The organism is Paenibacillus sp. F4 (genome assembly GCF_002894905.1).
Lineage (GTDB): Bacteria > Bacillota > Bacilli > Paenibacillales > Paenibacillaceae > Paenibacillus > Paenibacillus polymyxa_B.
In genome coordinates this window covers 209,750-224,571 of record NZ_POVS01000020.1, presented here as the reverse complement: position 1 = coordinate 224,571, position 14,822 = coordinate 209,750, and the positions used below count along the sequence as shown (strand labels likewise).

Sequence of the window (14,822 nt, the reverse complement as noted above, 5' to 3'; positions counted from 1 at the left end):
CAGAGAAAGAGTCTTCACAATGAAGGAGGGTTGGAACATGGATATCGCAGCATTATCCACAGGTATGAGTCAGGCCAGCTTAGCTCAAGCCGTAAGTGTGAAAGTATTAAGTATGGCTAAGGATCAGGCCAGTGAACAAGGACAGGCTTTAGTGCAGATGATGGAAAAAAGCGTACAGCCTCATCTCGGGGGTCAACTGGACATTCGCGCATAAGTGCATCCATATGCTTGGTTAAGGGCGATTCTGCTCAGGTCTGAACAGACCCGGGTAGAATCGTTTTTTTATCTCCCTATTTTTCGTTCAGCAGAAAACGTAGTAAACTAGACATATCGTCCACGACCTCGGTTCGGAGGATAGCGCCAACATTCACACGATTTACATTGAAAAAGGAGGATACATAGTTTATGAGTTATTCTGAATATTTTGAAAAAGCCAGAGAGCAACAACTGGGCGAGTTACAGGAGTGGTTGTCCATTCCGAGTATCTCAGCATTATCGGAGCACAAAAAGGACATTAACCAAGCAGCTGATTGGCTGGCTGCCAAACTGACTGCTGCCGGTCTGGAAAACGTTGAAATCATTCCAACCAAAGGGCATCCGCTGGTATACGCCGATCATTTGCACGCACCTGGTAAACCAACGATCCTTGTGTATGGACACTATGATGTACAACCCGTAGACCCGCTTCACCTGTGGGAAACGCCGCCGTTTGAGCCATCCATCCGTGATGGAAAATTGTATGCGCGCGGAGCGACAGATGATAAAGGACAGGTTTTCTTGCACATAAAGGCAGTTGAGGCCATTTTGAAGCAGGAAGGCAAATTGCCGCTGAACATCAAATTCTGCATTGAAGGCGAGGAAGAAGTGTCCAGTCCGAACTTGCTTGAGTTTTTGCAAACTGGAGCTGAACGTCTGGCTGCCGATGCTGTACTGGTGTCCGACACTTCCTTGATCGAAAAAGGGAAGCCTGCCATTTGCACAGGTTTGCGTGGACTATGTTCACTGGAAGTCGCCATTCACACGGCGAACACAGATCTACATTCCGGCTCTTTCGGTGGCGGCGTGCCGAATGCCCTGCATGCTCTGGTGTCCTTGCTGGCAACCCTGCATGACGACAAAGGTGGCGTAAGCGTCGAAGGATTCTACGACGATGTTGCTCCATTATCGGCAGAGATGAGAGAAGAATTCGTGAAGCAAGGCTTCAATGAGAGCAAGCTGCAACAAGATCTCGCACTTGATTCCCTCTATGGCGAAGAAGGATTCAGCTTCGTTGAGCGTGTTGGGGCGCGTCCGACACTGGAGCTGAACGGCGTATACGGCGGCTTCCAAGGGGAAGGCACGAAAACGGTCATTCCAAAAGAAGCTCATGCTAAAATCACGTGCCGCTTGGTGGCTAACCAGAACCCGCAAGACATTCTGGACAAAGTCGAGCGCCATTTGCGCGCCCATGTTCAGGCAGGAGCTACTCTGGATATTCAACAGGGTGAGAAAGCGAACGCCTTTAACATCGACCCGTCACACGCGTTTCTGCAAGCGGCAGCCGATGCTTTTGAGAAGGTATACGGTGTACGTGCCCTCTTTACCAAGGATGGAGGCTCCATCCCAATCGTGGAAACCTTCTCCCGTGTGCTGACTGCTCCAGTTGTATTGATGGGCTTCGGCTTGCCGGATGAGAACCTGCATGCGCCAAACGAGCATTTTAATTTGGAGAATTTCGACAAGGGTCTGCTGACGATTGTAGAGTTTTTAAAATCGGTGTAAGCACATGACAACTTCTGATGACTAAGTTACACTAGAGAGGGCGAAAGCCCTTTCTATTTTTTTAGAGGAGCGCTGCACAATATGATTATTCAGTTCATTCGTTTACGGTAATGTGAGGTACAGTTCATGTAAAACTCAACCATTTTTTCGAAAAATGCGTTGGGTTTATTTGGCTGTGCCTTTTTCATTCACCAAATACGAATGAACGGGGTGCTTTTCTGTGTCCAAATGGAATAAACACGAGATAAAGGCTGGCCTGATTGGGAAGCATCAACATCTCTTTAGGTGTCCTCTATGCTCTCAACCAATGCGAATGGTGGAAGGTAAAAGCCTCCTATGTACGAATCATCATTGCTATGATCTTTCAAAAAACGGGTATTTACATTTAGCCGCCCGGTCCTATAAGACCAAATATGATAAACAACTATTTTCCTCCAGAAGAATGATGTGCAATAGCGGATTTTTTGATCCCTTAAATGAAATGATAAGCAGCACTATAATGAAATTTATGAAGCCGCTGTTTGATCAACAATCACACCTTTATTTGCTCGATGCAGGTTGCGGGGAAGGTACTCATTTGAGCCACATTCAGGATAAGCTGACCTGGAAGGGAATCACCGAGCTAACAAGCGTAGGTATGGATTTGTCTAAAGAAGGTATTGTGGCCGCAGCCAAAGAATATCCTCATCCCCTCTGGTGTGTTGCAGATCTGGCTCATTGTCCGTTTTCAAATCAACAATTTGACGGTGTACTCAATATTTTATCCCCTTCTAATTATGCTGAATTTACAAGAATTCTTTCGGAGGACGGCTGCGTCCTGAAGGTCATTCCCGAACAATATTATCTTCGGGAATTGAGATGCTTGTATGAACAGAAAAAGAATAAGCCTGCTTATTCGAATGATAATATATTAAGCCGATTTAAAGATCATTTTAAACTTCTATCCGCCGAACGGGTAACCTATCGTTTTATGTTAAATGCCGACCTTTTGAAACCTTTGCTCCATATGACTCCCTTATCGTGGGGAGCTACGGAAGCAGGCTGGCAGCGAGTGCAGGAAATACATTTACCGTATGTCACAGTAGATTTGCTCATCTTATGCGGTAAAAAATAGAATACCAAAAAGCATTCACAGCATGAAATCATCCATGCTTCGTGAATGCTTTTTTTACGTTAATGCCGTCGCTTAAGAAAAACGGGTGTAGCGTAACAGGTGAGCTAGCCGATTGAGCCGTTCTATCTCCCGATCCAACTCATGCAGCGGCTGTCCAGCCAAAGCAGCGTTTGCTCTCAGATCCCGTAGCGGGTTCATTTTCCGACCCATGAGTTTGAGCACCGTTGCCTTCCCCATGTTATTCACCACCACATATTGCGTTAGCGGGTCAAGCTCAATCCACAATACATGATGCTGTTGAAAAAACGATAATAGTTGCTTTTTTAACGCCTCCAGCTCTTCAATCTCACCTGTGATTTGCGGATGATGATGAAAAGCCACATAACCCATCACCCGCAGGTCACTTATGATTTGTTCCAAATGAAGCGTTTCGTTTATGTACACATTGTTTGTGCTCATGCGGTTTCTTGCACCATTCGTATGATCTTCCCGGATGACGTTCACCACCTGACTATCGTTATTTCAAGATTTATCTTTCCCCTTTTTCACTATAGCGCAATCGGCTTTAAAAAGTCAGGACCTATACAAACCTTGCGAATAAAAAAACAACCGGCTTATACGCCAGTTGTTTCCCGTTCCACAAAATACTTATTGGTCATATAATGGGCCTTGCCTCTGGAAGTATCCACCATTCCCTTTTTGTTGTCGAGAAAAACAATCTCCCGGCATTTGGTGCAATACCACTTGGTCCGCTTAAAGGGAGATTCTGTTACATACGATGTACCACATTTGCAATCTACTTTAATTAAGGTTTCAGTTGATTTGTAAGCCTGGGACAACTCTTTTAGGCCAGTATCCGGCTGTTGAATCGGGATAATAACCTCCTGATAGCTTGAATACTGATTATGCACTTTAAAATCAGCCACCAGTTCCGCATGCAGTCCAAAGTACTCTTTGCCAATCTCGGTTACAAATTTCTTGCCGATTCTGTAACACTCAAGCCATTCCTGTATCTGTTGATTAGACAAAGGCACTGTGCCCTTGATACCACTATTTAATGTGTAAGTCATGATGTATAAAGTATCATCTTGTCTATGTCCGTACATGAGAAGCCTCCTTATAATACACTTGATAATGTACTACAAAGCGTAAAAAACATCAATTTTATTATTTGGCAAAAGACCTAATATCATTTTGGTAGGCACACAAGAGGTGTGAGTGTATAGTTAGAAAGCAACTGACAATCTGTCAGTTGCTTTGTCTTTCCACATAGTATTTGTTGGTCATGTACCATGCCTTGCCTTTATCCGTATCCACCATGCCCTTTTTACGATCCAGGAACACAATGTTATTACACTCCTTGCATGACCACTTGGTTCTTTTGTGCGGTGACTCTTCTATATAGGAAGCACCACATTTACATTCTACCTGAATTAATGTTTTATACTGACTGTACGCCTCTACCAGTGGGCCCAGTTCTACAGCTTTGCGTTCTATTACAGGCTGTATTATGGATATGTGTTCTCTCTGCTCCGAGTATTCATTATGTACCTTGAAATCTGCTACTAACTCAGGGTTTAAACCAAAATACTGTTTCCCCACAACCGTTACAAACTTGCTGCCAATTCGATATGCTTTGATCCATTCCTGCACCTGCTTACTGGTTAGGTCGACAGTTCCCTTTATACCGCTGTTCAGCGTATAAGTCATCAAGTGTTGGTTGGGTGTCATATGTCTTAACATTCACCTCCGATCAAGAATATACCACAGGTAGCTCTAGGCAAAAGCTACTTCCTACTACCTGAAGCAATGAGCTTTTTCTGCCTTGTGATTCTTCTTCAACACCTATATATAAAAGTATAGCTCAAAACCTAAACCATCTTCCATCCTGTCGTCATGCTGAATACTGCTTTTGCAGAGGAGTTATATTCTTAGACTACCACCAGATGCATTTCTATCTTAGTATAACTTTGTGGTACAGTCTTATGTTTTGATCACTCCTGTTAGTTGCACCATGATCTCTAATGGTAGTTTCTTCCTTCTATATATAGTACATCATTTACACGCAAATTCCCACATATTTCAGCGGTTATTCTGTAAAACAAAAGCCTTCATCCTTTTTAAAAGGGTTACGAGACTGACCACATGGAGAGAGGTTACTACTGCTTCCTTGCCGTCCTCCCGATTATGTTATAATAAAATAAAGCAAAAAGAGCGAGGTGAAGTCGATGAAATGGGAAGAAATTGCCGAATCACATCCGAGGCGATTTGTATTGGTTGAGGCTATAAAAGCCAGTTCCAATAATCGCGTGCGCAATCTTGAAGACATGGCGGTTATTCAGGATTACGATAACCCGAAAGATGCTTGGAGCGGGTATAAACATTTTCACAAACTGTATCCGTCACGCGAACTATATGTGTTCCATACCAGTCGATCCGATGTCGAGGTTGTAGAAGAGTTTTTCTCAGGAGTACGGCAGCGTACATGAAGATTAACCTCCATAATGGTTTGCCAATTGTTTCCTTAACTTTGAGACATCACGACCAAACTGCTCTATTACCAAACGTATTGTTCGATACAGGGTGCGCTGCAACAGTGTTTGATACGGATTTACTTGCCCAAATCGGCATTCACATTGATTTTATTAACGGGAGAGCAAAGCGGATGTACGGGGTGGGCGGTACAAGTGAAATTTGCTACGAACAGGTAATTCCTCATCTAAAAATCGGGCATATTCAATTAGATACATTTCCAATTCAACTAAGCTCTATTCAAGAGCCGTATGGATTTGATGGCATATTAGGCATTGATTTTATGCTAAAAACAAAATTAATTGTTGACTTTGATTTAATGAACATCCACTCCCCACTTTCACCTTTAAAATAATTCCAAGCAGGTGGCCACATGTCTCTTCCTTTAAATCTGATTACCATCATGCTCAGCCCGTAGAAGTATTACTTATACCCTTGGTTTCTCCTGCGGGCTGAGCCTTTGCCCAAGGGAGCGTGATGGTAATGAAACCTAATCAAAAAAATCGTAATCGAGCTTATTTTAGGCACCACAGAAAACGTGTTATTCAGCTTAAAAAACGGCTTTCAGCACACCGGGGATGGGTCGTCAAATTCGATGGTGTATTCTCCAAAGGAAAAATACATTGTTCCTGCTGGATGTGCAGTAATAAAACAAAACGACTGGGCTATCCCAAATCAGAGCTAGCAAGAATAGATAACTGCCAGGAACAGCTTCAGAATTATAGTTTCTAAACTAAAAAACGATCAAAACAAGCGAATGTCCATTGCTATGACACTCGCTTGTTTTACGTTTACAATAGATTTTCCAGCTTCTCTCCTCAATTTGAAATATAGAATAAACTTACTAGGTTTGATCAGCTAACATACCACAAAACAAAAGCCTTCCCGACCACCCTTCACTGTCGAAGGATCATCGAGAAGACTTTGTACCCCGCAAGGAACGAGAGGTCAGATTTTTAATTCTCCAAGCCTGATTAATTCCACGACCGCCTGTGAACGACCTTTTACGTTCAATTTTTGCATCACATTGGAGATATGGTTTCGGACCGTTTTTTCGCTAATGAATAGCTGTCCGGCGATGTCACGTGTTGTTTTGTCCTGCACGAGCAGTTCAAATACTTCACGTTCACGGTGAGTTAACAAAAACTTGTTTTTGTGGTCGTTACCCTTCGTCAATTTCACCCCTCCTTGCTCGGGTTTTGTGTGGTGTAACAAGGTTAAGGGATACAGTCAACACATTTTATGTCATGTGCTCAGGTATGGTTCAATATGCGGATAAAAATGGGCATAGGCACCTTACTAACTCCCTTCGATGGAGGGTTGGACTCTGCGTCTAATTTATGTATTGACAGGCATATGGGCCAGCCTTATGATAAGAAAAACCGCGACTGATAATCATTATCAAAATAAAAATTCGATATAGATATCGCGCAACAGACTATGGTTCAGGGCCAGTTTGGCCAGAAAGGGTGTTCATTGATAATGAAACTACGTTATGCCGTACCGGCCGGAGTGCTAGTCTCTTCTATTCTGTTCACAGGTTGCGGACAAACCGGAACTACTACTCAGCAGCCTGCTGCAACGACCAAAGATGCAGGAGCCACAACACAGACAACGACTCCTGCCGCTTCTGCTCCCAATTTTGATCAAGCGGTAGCAGCTTACCGCACCTATGCCATCGAGCAATGCGATACGTTTGTGAAGAAGACAGAAGAATTCACGAACGCGGTCAAAGCTGGCGAGCTGGATAAAGCCAAGGCGCTGTATGCTCCTGCACGTATGTACTATGAACGGATTGAACCGATTGCAGAAGCACTGGGTGATCTTGACCCGAATATTGATGCACGTGACGGTGATGTGGATGCAGCGGATTGGCGCGGCTTTCACCGTATTGAAAAAACATTATGGGAAGAAAACACAACCAAAGGAATGGACGAGTTTTCCGACCGACTGCTGAGTGATGCCAAGCTGCTACGTGCCAAAGTAGAAACAGTTAATATTGACGCCAGCCTGATGGTAACGGGTGCAGTCGAGTTGTTGAATGAAGTATCTACCTCGAAGGTGACGGGTGAAGAGGAGCGATATTCTCATACGGATTTGTACGATTTTGCTGCCAATGTAGAAGGCGCGCAAAAGATATATGACATTTTGAAAACAGATCTGAACCAAAAAGATGCGGCGTTGGAAAAACAAATTGGTGAGCGCTTTACGGCCTTACAGCAAGAGTTGGCTCCTTTTAAGGACGGAGAAGGCTATGTATCATATACAAAACTGAAACCGGAAGAAGTTAAAAAGCTGAGCCAAAACCTCGATGCCTTGGCAGAACCGTTGTCCCAAATGGGGAAATTGTTAGGAGTGTAATGATATGAAAGGCTTTAAGCGGCAAAAAGGGCAAGAAAAGCCGCAGTATGCGGAATCCCATAATGAACAGGGCGATCTGGTAAAAAAGGATGCGAAGCTAGTGAAAGATGATCCGTCAGGAAAAAGCAAATCCGTATCACGCCGAGACCTATTGAAGCTGGCCGGGGTAGGTGGACTAGGCCTCCTGCTTGGCGGCGGGGGCGTGGGAGCCGTGCTGTCAGCCGGTCAACGTCTCGAAAGCATGATGACGGATGCGGACACCAAAGATGTAATCCCTTTTTACGGTAAGCATCAGGCAGGTATTGTGACTCCGGCGCAGGATTTTATCTGCTTCGCCGCTTTCGATCTAACAACCAGCGACAAGGAACAGGTACGCAGCCTTTTCAAAGCTTGGACGGAAGCAAGCGCTACAATGACTTCTGGCGTGCTGCTTGGCAACGATAATGAAAACCTCAACCTCCCTCCTTCCGATACGGGCGAGGCGGCAGGATTGTCGCCATCCCGCACGACGATCACCTTTGGTGTGGGCCCATCCTTTTTTGATGGACGATACGGCCTGGCAGGGCTTAAACCTGCCGGGTTCCGTGAGTTGCCCCGTTTTCAAGGGGATGCCCTGGAGGAGCAATGGTGCGGCGGCGACATCGGAGTGCAGGTATGTGCCAATGACTTGCAGGTAGCTTTCCATGCCCTGCGTAATTTGGCACGTATCGCCAGAGGAATGGCGGTGCTTCGCTGGACGCAGGAAGGCTTCCAGCGGACAGCACAGGCCGATCCTGCGGGAAGCACACCGCGCAATTTGCTGGGCTTCAAGGATGGTACGGGGAACCCGGATACCTCTAAGGCAGACGAAATGAATCGGCTGGTGTGGACACAGACCAGTGACGGACCAGCATGGATGGGCAACGGCAGCTATATGGCTGTACGCCGTGTACGCATGCGAGTAGAGGTGTGGGATCGCTCAACATTGGGCGACCAGGAGGATACTTTTGGACGTCATCGCAGCAGCGGGGCCCCACTCGGCAAGGTCAAGGAGTTCGACAAGCTCGATCTGGCGGCCAAAAATCCGGAAGGCAAGCCGGTTACGCCTCCCACCTCTCATGTGGCTTTGGCTCATGGGGACGGGAGCATCAATATTTTGCGGAGGTCTTATTCGTATTCAAGCGGATTGGACAAGCAAACAGGACAGCTGGATGCTGGGCTGCTGTTCATCAGCTACCAGCGTGATCTGTTCAAGCAGTTCGTTCATATTCAGGAGAAGCTTGCACGCAATGACAAGCTGAACGAATACATTGTACACAAAGGCAGTGCGGTGTTCGCCTGCTTCCCAGGTGTATCGCAAGGCGGCTACATCGGGGATACGTTATTTTAGCAGCAGGCAAGGAAGGGGATTTATATGAATCGGCGCAATAAAAGCTTGGGATGGGTGTTTGTGCTGGTGGCAGCTCTGCTGCTGACCGTAGCTCCGTTCATTTCCGGGTCGGTCGCTTTTGCACAAACAGATGCCAAAGCTGTCACCAATGATCAGCTAATGCCTGTAGTGGGGGGAGCACTAGTAGAGGCGGGACAAGCCCAATGGACGGAAGCCTCCAAGGATCTGAAAGAATTCCGCACGCTGTGGGAGACCGCCAAAACAAATGGCGGAGATTCAGCTCACATCACGGCTGTAGATCAAGCACTCACCGATGCGGAGCAGACACTCGCCAGTGGCGGCGGGGAACCAGCGAAAGCTGCCTTATCCGTGCTGGCGCGCTCGGTCAATGAGTACGTCACTGCGGCCGAAGGGGACAAACCAGCCCCGGCTGGAGCCAAAGCAGCGGAAAAACTGCTTCCCATGGCGAAGGGCAGTCTAGCCGCCATGCAAAAAGGCGATTGGGCTGCTGCCCGGGTGGATTACGACCGAATCGTCAAAGCCTGGTATCAGGTAGAAACACCGATTCGTTTGGACAATTTTCCGGTATACAGTTCGCTCGAAACTAAAATCAGTCTCATTCGCATCTCCATGCAAGCTGAGCCCATTCGCCAAGAACAGGCTCTTAAGGAAATGCAGGAATTAACGACTCTGTTGTCTGATTATAGTCAGGGTAAGTCTGTGAAAACAGGTCAAGGAACGAATGCAGGCAATACGGCTGCCGGAATGGCGAATGGTTCGGTAGCTTCCCTGAGCGATGCAGTCACCTTGCTTGAATCCGCACGCCAAGATGCTGTAGCTAATCAATCAGAGCAAGCGGCTGACAAGGTAGTACAGTTTATCGCTCTGTGGCCTTCTGTCGAAGGACATGTACAAATTGCCGATCCGACGTCTTACACTGCAATTGAAAATGAAATGACCGAGACTTCAGGATATCTGCTGTCTTCTCCACCGAATACGGACAAAGCCATTCAGACTCTTGATCAGATGCTGGACAGACTCCGTCCGTTGACGGAAGAACGTTCTTACACTGCGTGGGATGCTGCGCTGATTTTGCTACGTGAGGGCCTGGAGGCCATTCTCGTGCTCGCAGCTCTGCTGGCGTATGCCAAAAAAAGCGGCGAAGCCGTGGCTGGACGGTGGATATGGGCAGGAGCCGGAACGGGGCTGGTGCTGAGCGGAATTCTGGCAGTGCTGTTCACCACACTAGTGGCAGCAGCCGCATCGGGCAGCATGCGTGAGCTGCTGGAGGGTGTCACCGGGCTGGTGGCGGTCGTGCTGATGCTGACCGTTGGTAGCTGGCTGCATAGCAAATCCAATGCTGCCGCGTGGAACCGCTTTGTGGAAAACAGCGTGGGCAACGCGCTGGCACGGGGAAGCCTGTGGTCGCTATTTGCGGTTTCTGCGCTCGCAATTCTGCGTGAAGGAGCCGAGACAGCTATCTTTTATGTCGGTATGGCTCCAGCCATCGAAACCTCGCAATTGCTGCTCGGCATTAGCTCGGCGACGGTTGTTCTAGTCATTCTGGCGTTTGCGATCATTAAGTTCAGTGTACGATTGCCGATTCGTGCCTTTTTCCTGACAGCGACTGTACTGATTTACTATCTCGTATTCCGATTTCTGGGCGAAAGTATTCATTCGCTTCAGGTGGCTGGCAGGCTTCCGGGGCACACTGCCTCCTCGCTTCCGTCCATTAGCTGGCTGGGAATGTATCCAACTTGGGAAACCTTTGTCCCACAAATCGCTGTACTGATCTTTATGGTATGGCAGCTTGTGCGTCAAGAAATGCGCAGCTCCAAGCAACATTGAGTCGATACTACCCTACTCATCATGTAAAAAACGCCAAATCACAGGTCCGATTTGTATCGGTTCCCATGAGTTTGGCGTTTTTTTTACATACTTACAACACATCCTCAGGCAACGGAATCATGCGCTGATGATGCAGCAGGTCTGTGCGGTCACCGTGTTCACGAATGACATGCACCTCCCCACGAAAATCGAGCAGCTCCGCCGGGGTAGCATGTCCCAGAAATTGTAGTGGACTATAGCTTAATCCATAGGCACCTGCATTCGGAAAAACAATATAATCGCCCTCGTGAATCGGGGGAAGCTGCGCTTTTTTCACAATACAATCCTCGGGTGTACAAAGCGGACCAACAACGCTTACCGTCTCAAGCTCTATGGATGCCTCTTCCAGAGGCCCTCCTACTCGGTTTGCAACCTCTTCTAGTGATTGTTCGACAGCAACAGCCGTTTGAGCAGAAGCGTCTCTCTGTCCCATCCGTAGGATTGGTTCCACTTCTCGTTCTTTGGGTTCTTTCGATTCTCCCGCTTGCCTGCGCATAATTCGCACCGGGTAGTTGTCCCTAATGCGGCGTCCTCGAAAAGTAGCTGCGGCGTAGTGATTCATGCCACCATCAGCCACGACAAACTTCTCTCCCTTGGATTCCTTTGTATACAATGCTCGGCAGACATACATGCCCGATTGAGCAACTAGATACCTGCCGCTTTCGATGATTAGCTTAACCCCGGGCATGCGGGTTCGGGTCTGCTCCGCGAGTGTGTTCAGTCCGTCAATGACGTGATCCATATCGAGCGGCTCCTCATGAGCAAAATAAGGTACACCAAACCCGCCGCCCAAATTGACCGTATGCATCGCCACACCATACTGAGCCTGTACCCGTTCTGCCAACTGCAGCGTATTCGCAAATGAAGCTAAAATCTGATCCGATTTCAACATTTGCGTACCTGTATATACCTGAATACCTTGAAAATGGACGTGTGGGCAATCTTCCAGCACCTTAAAAAAGTGATCCAGCTGCCCTTCATCCACTCCAAAGGGGCGCGGAACACCACCCATTTTAATCGTTGCTCCAGACAGATCGTTATCGGGATTGATGCGAACCGCTGCCCTAACAAGCTGGCCCGCTTGGGCGGCAATGTCCTCCAACAGACGCAGCTCCCTCACCGATTCGACATGAATACAGCCGATTCCACAGGCTACCGCCTCGTTCAGCTCGGCTACTGTTTTTCCCGGTCCGGCGTACAGTACGTCTTCCGCAGCATACCCGGCCTCCATAGCGACGAACATTTCTCCAGCCGAAGCAATCTCAACACCACAACCTAACGAGCGCAGCAACCCAGCCAAGGCTACGTTACCATTAGCCTTGAGCGCGTAATGTACACGCACGGCCGGGTGCAATCGGGATAGCAACGAGCTGACGTGGGCATGCAGCGCGTCCCCGTCATAATAGTAAAATGGTGTCGAATGCTCGCCGAAACGCTCCAGTAAGGCTTCGTCCTTTTTATCCATCACCTGAACCCCCTCCTCTCTTTGCCTTGATACTCAGTATTTTGCATCATTCGCTCCTCACCGCTCGAAAACACAATCATACTCATACTGCATAGATCGTCTCGCCCGAGCGTGCTGCTTCATGAATGGCTGCCAGCAGTCTGACGCGTTCAGCAGCCTCGCGAAATGGAATGGGCTCCGCTTCACCCCGGATGATGCTACAAAAGGTATTCAACTGATTGACATAATAGTTCATAGGCTCGAAAACCGTTTTGGTATGTGAAGATGTCTGTGATAACACAGGCAGTGCGTCCACATCTGTTATATTCGGCATGATATCCTTCTTTATTTCCGTCCTGAGTGTCATTTTATAAAAACCTAAATTTGCCCGAAAGCAGTCCTTCAAGGTGACCACTGCCGAATCAAAGGTTAGTACATGAGCACAGCGATAAGGGCGCTCGAATGAAAAGAGGGCAGATGCCTCCAATCCGCTCGGATAACGGGCTTGCGCACGAAATGTCCAGTCACAGCCATGAGGACCATCGAAATCCGATTGACTGTGGAATTCCGCCTGCTCCAATCCAACGACGGCTTGAAGCAGTTGGAGCCAGTACACGCCCAGATCCCAAAAGCATCCCCCACCCTGCTCCGGACGAGATCTGTAATTGTCCGCATGTCCTTCTTTTGCCGGAATGCATAGACTCGTCTCTATGGAGCATAAGCGACCATAACGTCCCGATTCTACGATCCTCCGCAGCTCATGCTGCCAAGGATGGTGCTGCACCATGACTCCCTCCAGCAGGTAAGCGCTGCTCTGTTCGACTGTTGCTGCCAAGGGAGCCAGATCGGCCGTATTCAGGCATAACGGCTTTTCCACCAGCACATGCTTATGAGCCCGTAGTGCTTTGTCAATCCACTCGGCATGTAAGTCGTTGCTGAGCGCAATATATACAGCATCGATCTCCGGGTCCTTTAGCATATCCTCAGCATGCCGATAAACGACACTGACGCCAAAACGATCTGCCATTTCTCCTGCCTTGGCAACCGTGCGATTCGCAAGCGCGGTCACGCGTGCCCCTGCAACATGTCGGATCGGTTCCAGCAACGCACGGGGAGCAATGGCAGAACAGCCAATGATCCCAAAGCGAATATCTCGCATCGCAGGCTCTTGCGCAGCCGCGGCAGCGTTCATGACCCCTGCTCCTTTCCCGGTGAGCCTGCTGGCATTTGGATGCTATTCACATAGGACTCTATATAACGCGGCGTTCGACTACGCAGCTCTACGATCCTGCGATGCATATCCTCCAGGATCTGAGCACTGCCGTCATAGGTTTGTATCCACGTATCGTACCGCATACCAAGTCCCAGCCGTTCCCATAGATCTGCATTATGCTTTTCATGCACACCAAATGGCTCCAGCATAATGAGTGGAGTGGCTGTAGCGAACGAATCGGTTAGGCTTCCACCACCTGGCTTGCTGACAATGGCCTGGACACGACATGCTTGGTCCAGCATGTTATGGTAATCCGGTCCGACCTGATACACTGTCTTCTCGCCCTTTTTCACCTCTCCGAAAGGCGGAAATGTATGCTCCCCGGCTTCATTACGCTGCCATGTCCTCCACTGCGGATCCATCTGAAAATAGCGTATACTGTCCCGCTGTTCATCCGGTTGATCCTGATCATACAACAGCAGATCCAGCTCCCAGCCCGCTTCTTCCAGCCGCCCAACCTTGTCACGGTATGTCCCCATCCCCCAACCGCCGCCATGTACGAATAAGCGGGATTGCCGTGCTTCAAACGGTACATACTCCACGGCCGGTACATCAATATAGTGGCTGACTCTATTCTTATCATTTTCAAAAAAGGTCATTTCTCCACAGCCATCCGCAAAACGTGGGTTATGCTTGGCTAGATTTTTCCAGGAAGGAGAAGGTGTCGAATCCATGTACACGATGTCCACATGCACCGACTCCGGTTCTCTGCGCTTGCGATACTCCTCCAGTACATACATCCAATGACCGGATAAGCATATAAAATACCGCCGATCCTCCTCCATCCATTGGTTCAGCAGCACTTCCATCGCAGCGAGATCCAGTGAATTACGCATATCCTGTGGAACCTTTTGTGACATTAAGGCCACCGCAAAATTGTCATGGTAAGCTTTGCGGCTTTTATCGACCTTGAGACGAGCCGATTCTGGCAGCACATTTTCAAATACATGAATCGCCGTATCCACGCCCAGCCTGCGAAGACCCGCTTGCAACAACAAGCCAGGGGTATAAAAGCCCAATCCGAAACCGGAACACAAAATCGTTACCTTCATAAGCTTATCCGTACTCTTACGCATGCTCA

At 48.1% G+C, this 14,822-nt stretch carries 15 protein-coding genes and 1 pseudogene; 9 read left to right on the top strand and 7 right to left on the bottom strand.

All coding sequences use genetic code 11. From position 1 onward, the window contains the following. Window positions 1-37: 37 nt before the first annotated feature. The 4 genes and pseudogenes from C1T21_RS24430 to C1T21_RS24420 all read left to right on the top strand — a co-directional run bounded on the left by C1T21_RS24430 (window position 38) and on the right by C1T21_RS24420 (window position 2,875). Complete coding sequence (locus C1T21_RS24430; protein WP_023990044.1) at window positions 38-214, top strand: YjfB family protein; 177 nt, start codon at window positions 38-40, stop codon at window positions 212-214. A 191-nt stretch (window positions 215-405) separates the two neighbouring features. After that, complete coding sequence (locus C1T21_RS24425; RefSeq protein ID WP_103050089.1) at window positions 406-1,761, top strand: dipeptidase; 1,356 nt, start codon at window positions 406-408, stop codon at window positions 1,759-1,761. 220 nt (window positions 1,762-1,981) lie between these two features. Next, window positions 1,982-2,137: pseudogene (locus tag C1T21_RS28505) on the top strand (putative RNA methyltransferase); the annotation flags it as partial. 123 nt (window positions 2,138-2,260) lie between these two features. Continuing rightward, window positions 2,261-2,875 carry a methyltransferase domain-containing protein gene (locus C1T21_RS24420; RefSeq protein WP_258012611.1) on the top strand — a complete coding sequence of 205 codons (615 nt, stop codon included), beginning with the start codon at window positions 2,261-2,263 and terminating at the stop codon, window positions 2,873-2,875. A 72-nt stretch (window positions 2,876-2,947) separates the two neighbouring features. Here the strand turns inward: C1T21_RS24420 and C1T21_RS24415 are convergent, their stop codons facing one another. From C1T21_RS24415 to C1T21_RS24405, 3 genes are all read right to left on the bottom strand, one after another. Beyond that, the gene (locus C1T21_RS24415; protein ID WP_180984650.1) at window positions 2,948-3,334 is read right to left on the bottom strand and encodes a hypothetical protein; all 387 of its coding nucleotides are present in this window, start codon (window positions 3,332-3,334) and stop codon (window positions 2,948-2,950) included. A 155-nt stretch (window positions 3,335-3,489) separates the two neighbouring features. Continuing rightward, a complete protein-coding gene (locus C1T21_RS24410) occupies window positions 3,490-3,981 on the bottom strand; it encodes a hypothetical protein (RefSeq protein ID WP_013311697.1) in 492 nt (163 codons plus the stop codon). A gap of 142 nt (window positions 3,982-4,123) precedes the next feature. Then, a complete protein-coding gene (locus C1T21_RS24405) occupies window positions 4,124-4,606 on the bottom strand; it encodes a hypothetical protein (RefSeq protein ID WP_103050087.1) in 483 nt (160 codons plus the stop codon). A 497-nt stretch (window positions 4,607-5,103) separates the two neighbouring features. On the opposite strand from C1T21_RS24405, the gene C1T21_RS24400 reads away from it, so the two are divergent. Continuing rightward, window positions 5,104-5,364: a hypothetical protein gene (locus C1T21_RS24400; protein WP_023990050.1), complete on the top strand. Its 261-nt coding sequence runs from the start codon at window positions 5,104-5,106 to the stop codon at window positions 5,362-5,364. Then, on the top strand, window positions 5,361-5,762 hold the full coding sequence (locus C1T21_RS24395; protein WP_103050086.1) for a retropepsin-like aspartic protease: 402 nt from the start codon (window positions 5,361-5,363) through the stop codon (window positions 5,760-5,762). The genes C1T21_RS24400 and C1T21_RS24395 overlap by 4 nt, the downstream gene beginning before the upstream one ends. Window positions 5,763-6,355: 593 nt before the next feature. Here C1T21_RS24395 and C1T21_RS24390 read toward each other — a convergent pair. Beyond that, on the bottom strand, window positions 6,356-6,583 hold the full coding sequence (locus C1T21_RS24390) for a helix-turn-helix domain-containing protein (protein ID WP_007431813.1): 228 nt from the start codon (window positions 6,581-6,583) through the stop codon (window positions 6,356-6,358). A 306-nt stretch (window positions 6,584-6,889) separates the two neighbouring features. On the opposite strand from C1T21_RS24390, the gene efeO reads away from it, so the two are divergent. Genes efeO through C1T21_RS24375 form a run of 3 tightly spaced genes read left to right on the top strand, consistent with a single transcriptional unit; the run spans window position 6,890 to window position 10,985 of the window. Continuing rightward, on the top strand, window positions 6,890-7,768 hold the full coding sequence (gene efeO, locus C1T21_RS24385) for an iron uptake system protein EfeO (protein ID WP_103050085.1): 879 nt from the start codon (window positions 6,890-6,892) through the stop codon (window positions 7,766-7,768). Window positions 7,769-7,772: 4 nt separating this feature from the next. After that, window positions 7,773-9,137 carry an iron uptake transporter deferrochelatase/peroxidase subunit gene (gene efeB / locus C1T21_RS24380; protein WP_103050084.1) on the top strand — a complete coding sequence of 455 codons (1,365 nt, stop codon included), beginning with the start codon at window positions 7,773-7,775 and terminating at the stop codon, window positions 9,135-9,137. A 24-nt stretch (window positions 9,138-9,161) separates the two neighbouring features. Further along, window positions 9,162-10,985, top strand: coding sequence for an FTR1 family iron permease (locus tag C1T21_RS24375; RefSeq protein WP_103050083.1), 1,824 nt, complete (start codon window positions 9,162-9,164; stop codon window positions 10,983-10,985). Window positions 10,986-11,076: 91 nt separating this feature from the next. On the opposite strand, the gene C1T21_RS24370 is transcribed toward C1T21_RS24375, so the two are convergent. From C1T21_RS24370 to C1T21_RS24360, 3 genes are all read right to left on the bottom strand, one after another. Next, window positions 11,077-12,489 (bottom strand): type III PLP-dependent enzyme domain-containing protein, encoded by a 1,413-nt coding sequence (locus tag C1T21_RS24370; RefSeq protein ID WP_103050082.1) that lies wholly within the window; start codon window positions 12,487-12,489, stop codon window positions 11,077-11,079. Window positions 12,490-12,571: 82 nt separating this feature from the next. Next, a complete protein-coding gene (locus tag C1T21_RS24365) occupies window positions 12,572-13,660 on the bottom strand; it encodes a Gfo/Idh/MocA family protein (protein WP_103050081.1) in 1,089 nt (362 codons plus the stop codon). Beyond that, window positions 13,657-14,817, bottom strand: a complete 1,161-nt coding sequence (locus tag C1T21_RS24360; protein ID WP_103050080.1) for a UDP-glucuronosyltransferase — start codon at window positions 14,815-14,817, stop codon at window positions 13,657-13,659. The genes C1T21_RS24365 and C1T21_RS24360 overlap by 4 nt, the downstream gene beginning before the upstream one ends. Between the last annotated feature and the right edge of the window lie 5 nt (window positions 14,818-14,822).

What these genes read in the sequence shown, in the direction of transcription:
- C1T21_RS24425 (WP_103050089.1), top strand. Translation starts at nt 406, where the DNA reads ATGAGTTATTCTGAATATTTTGAAAAAGCCAGAGAGCAACAACTGGGC.
- C1T21_RS24415 (WP_180984650.1), bottom strand. Translation starts at nt 3,334, where the DNA reads ATGAGCACAAACAATGTGTACATAAACGAAACGCTTCATTTGGAACAA.
- C1T21_RS24430 (WP_023990044.1), top strand. Translation starts at nt 38, where the DNA reads ATGGATATCGCAGCATTATCCACAGGTATGAGTCAGGCCAGCTTAGCT.
- C1T21_RS24400 (WP_023990050.1), top strand. Translation starts at nt 5,104, where the DNA reads ATGAAATGGGAAGAAATTGCCGAATCACATCCGAGGCGATTTGTATTG.
- C1T21_RS24365 (WP_103050081.1), bottom strand. Translation starts at nt 13,660, where the DNA reads ATGAACGCTGCCGCGGCTGCGCAAGAGCCTGCGATGCGAGATATTCGC.
- C1T21_RS24420 (WP_258012611.1), top strand. Translation starts at nt 2,261, where the DNA reads ATGAAATTTATGAAGCCGCTGTTTGATCAACAATCACACCTTTATTTG.
- efeB (WP_103050084.1), top strand. Translation starts at nt 7,773, where the DNA reads ATGAAAGGCTTTAAGCGGCAAAAAGGGCAAGAAAAGCCGCAGTATGCG.
- C1T21_RS24370 (WP_103050082.1), bottom strand. Translation starts at nt 12,489, where the DNA reads ATGGATAAAAAGGACGAAGCCTTACTGGAGCGTTTCGGCGAGCATTCG.
- C1T21_RS24360 (WP_103050080.1), bottom strand. Translation starts at nt 14,817, where the DNA reads ATGCGTAAGAGTACGGATAAGCTTATGAAGGTAACGATTTTGTGTTCC.
- C1T21_RS24395 (WP_103050086.1), top strand. Translation starts at nt 5,361, where the DNA reads ATGAAGATTAACCTCCATAATGGTTTGCCAATTGTTTCCTTAACTTTG.
- C1T21_RS24410 (WP_013311697.1), bottom strand. Translation starts at nt 3,981, where the DNA reads ATGTACGGACATAGACAAGATGATACTTTATACATCATGACTTACACA.
- C1T21_RS24405 (WP_103050087.1), bottom strand. Translation starts at nt 4,606, where the DNA reads ATGACACCCAACCAACACTTGATGACTTATACGCTGAACAGCGGTATA.
- C1T21_RS24375 (WP_103050083.1), top strand. Translation starts at nt 9,162, where the DNA reads ATGAATCGGCGCAATAAAAGCTTGGGATGGGTGTTTGTGCTGGTGGCA.
- efeO (WP_103050085.1), top strand. Translation starts at nt 6,890, where the DNA reads ATGAAACTACGTTATGCCGTACCGGCCGGAGTGCTAGTCTCTTCTATT.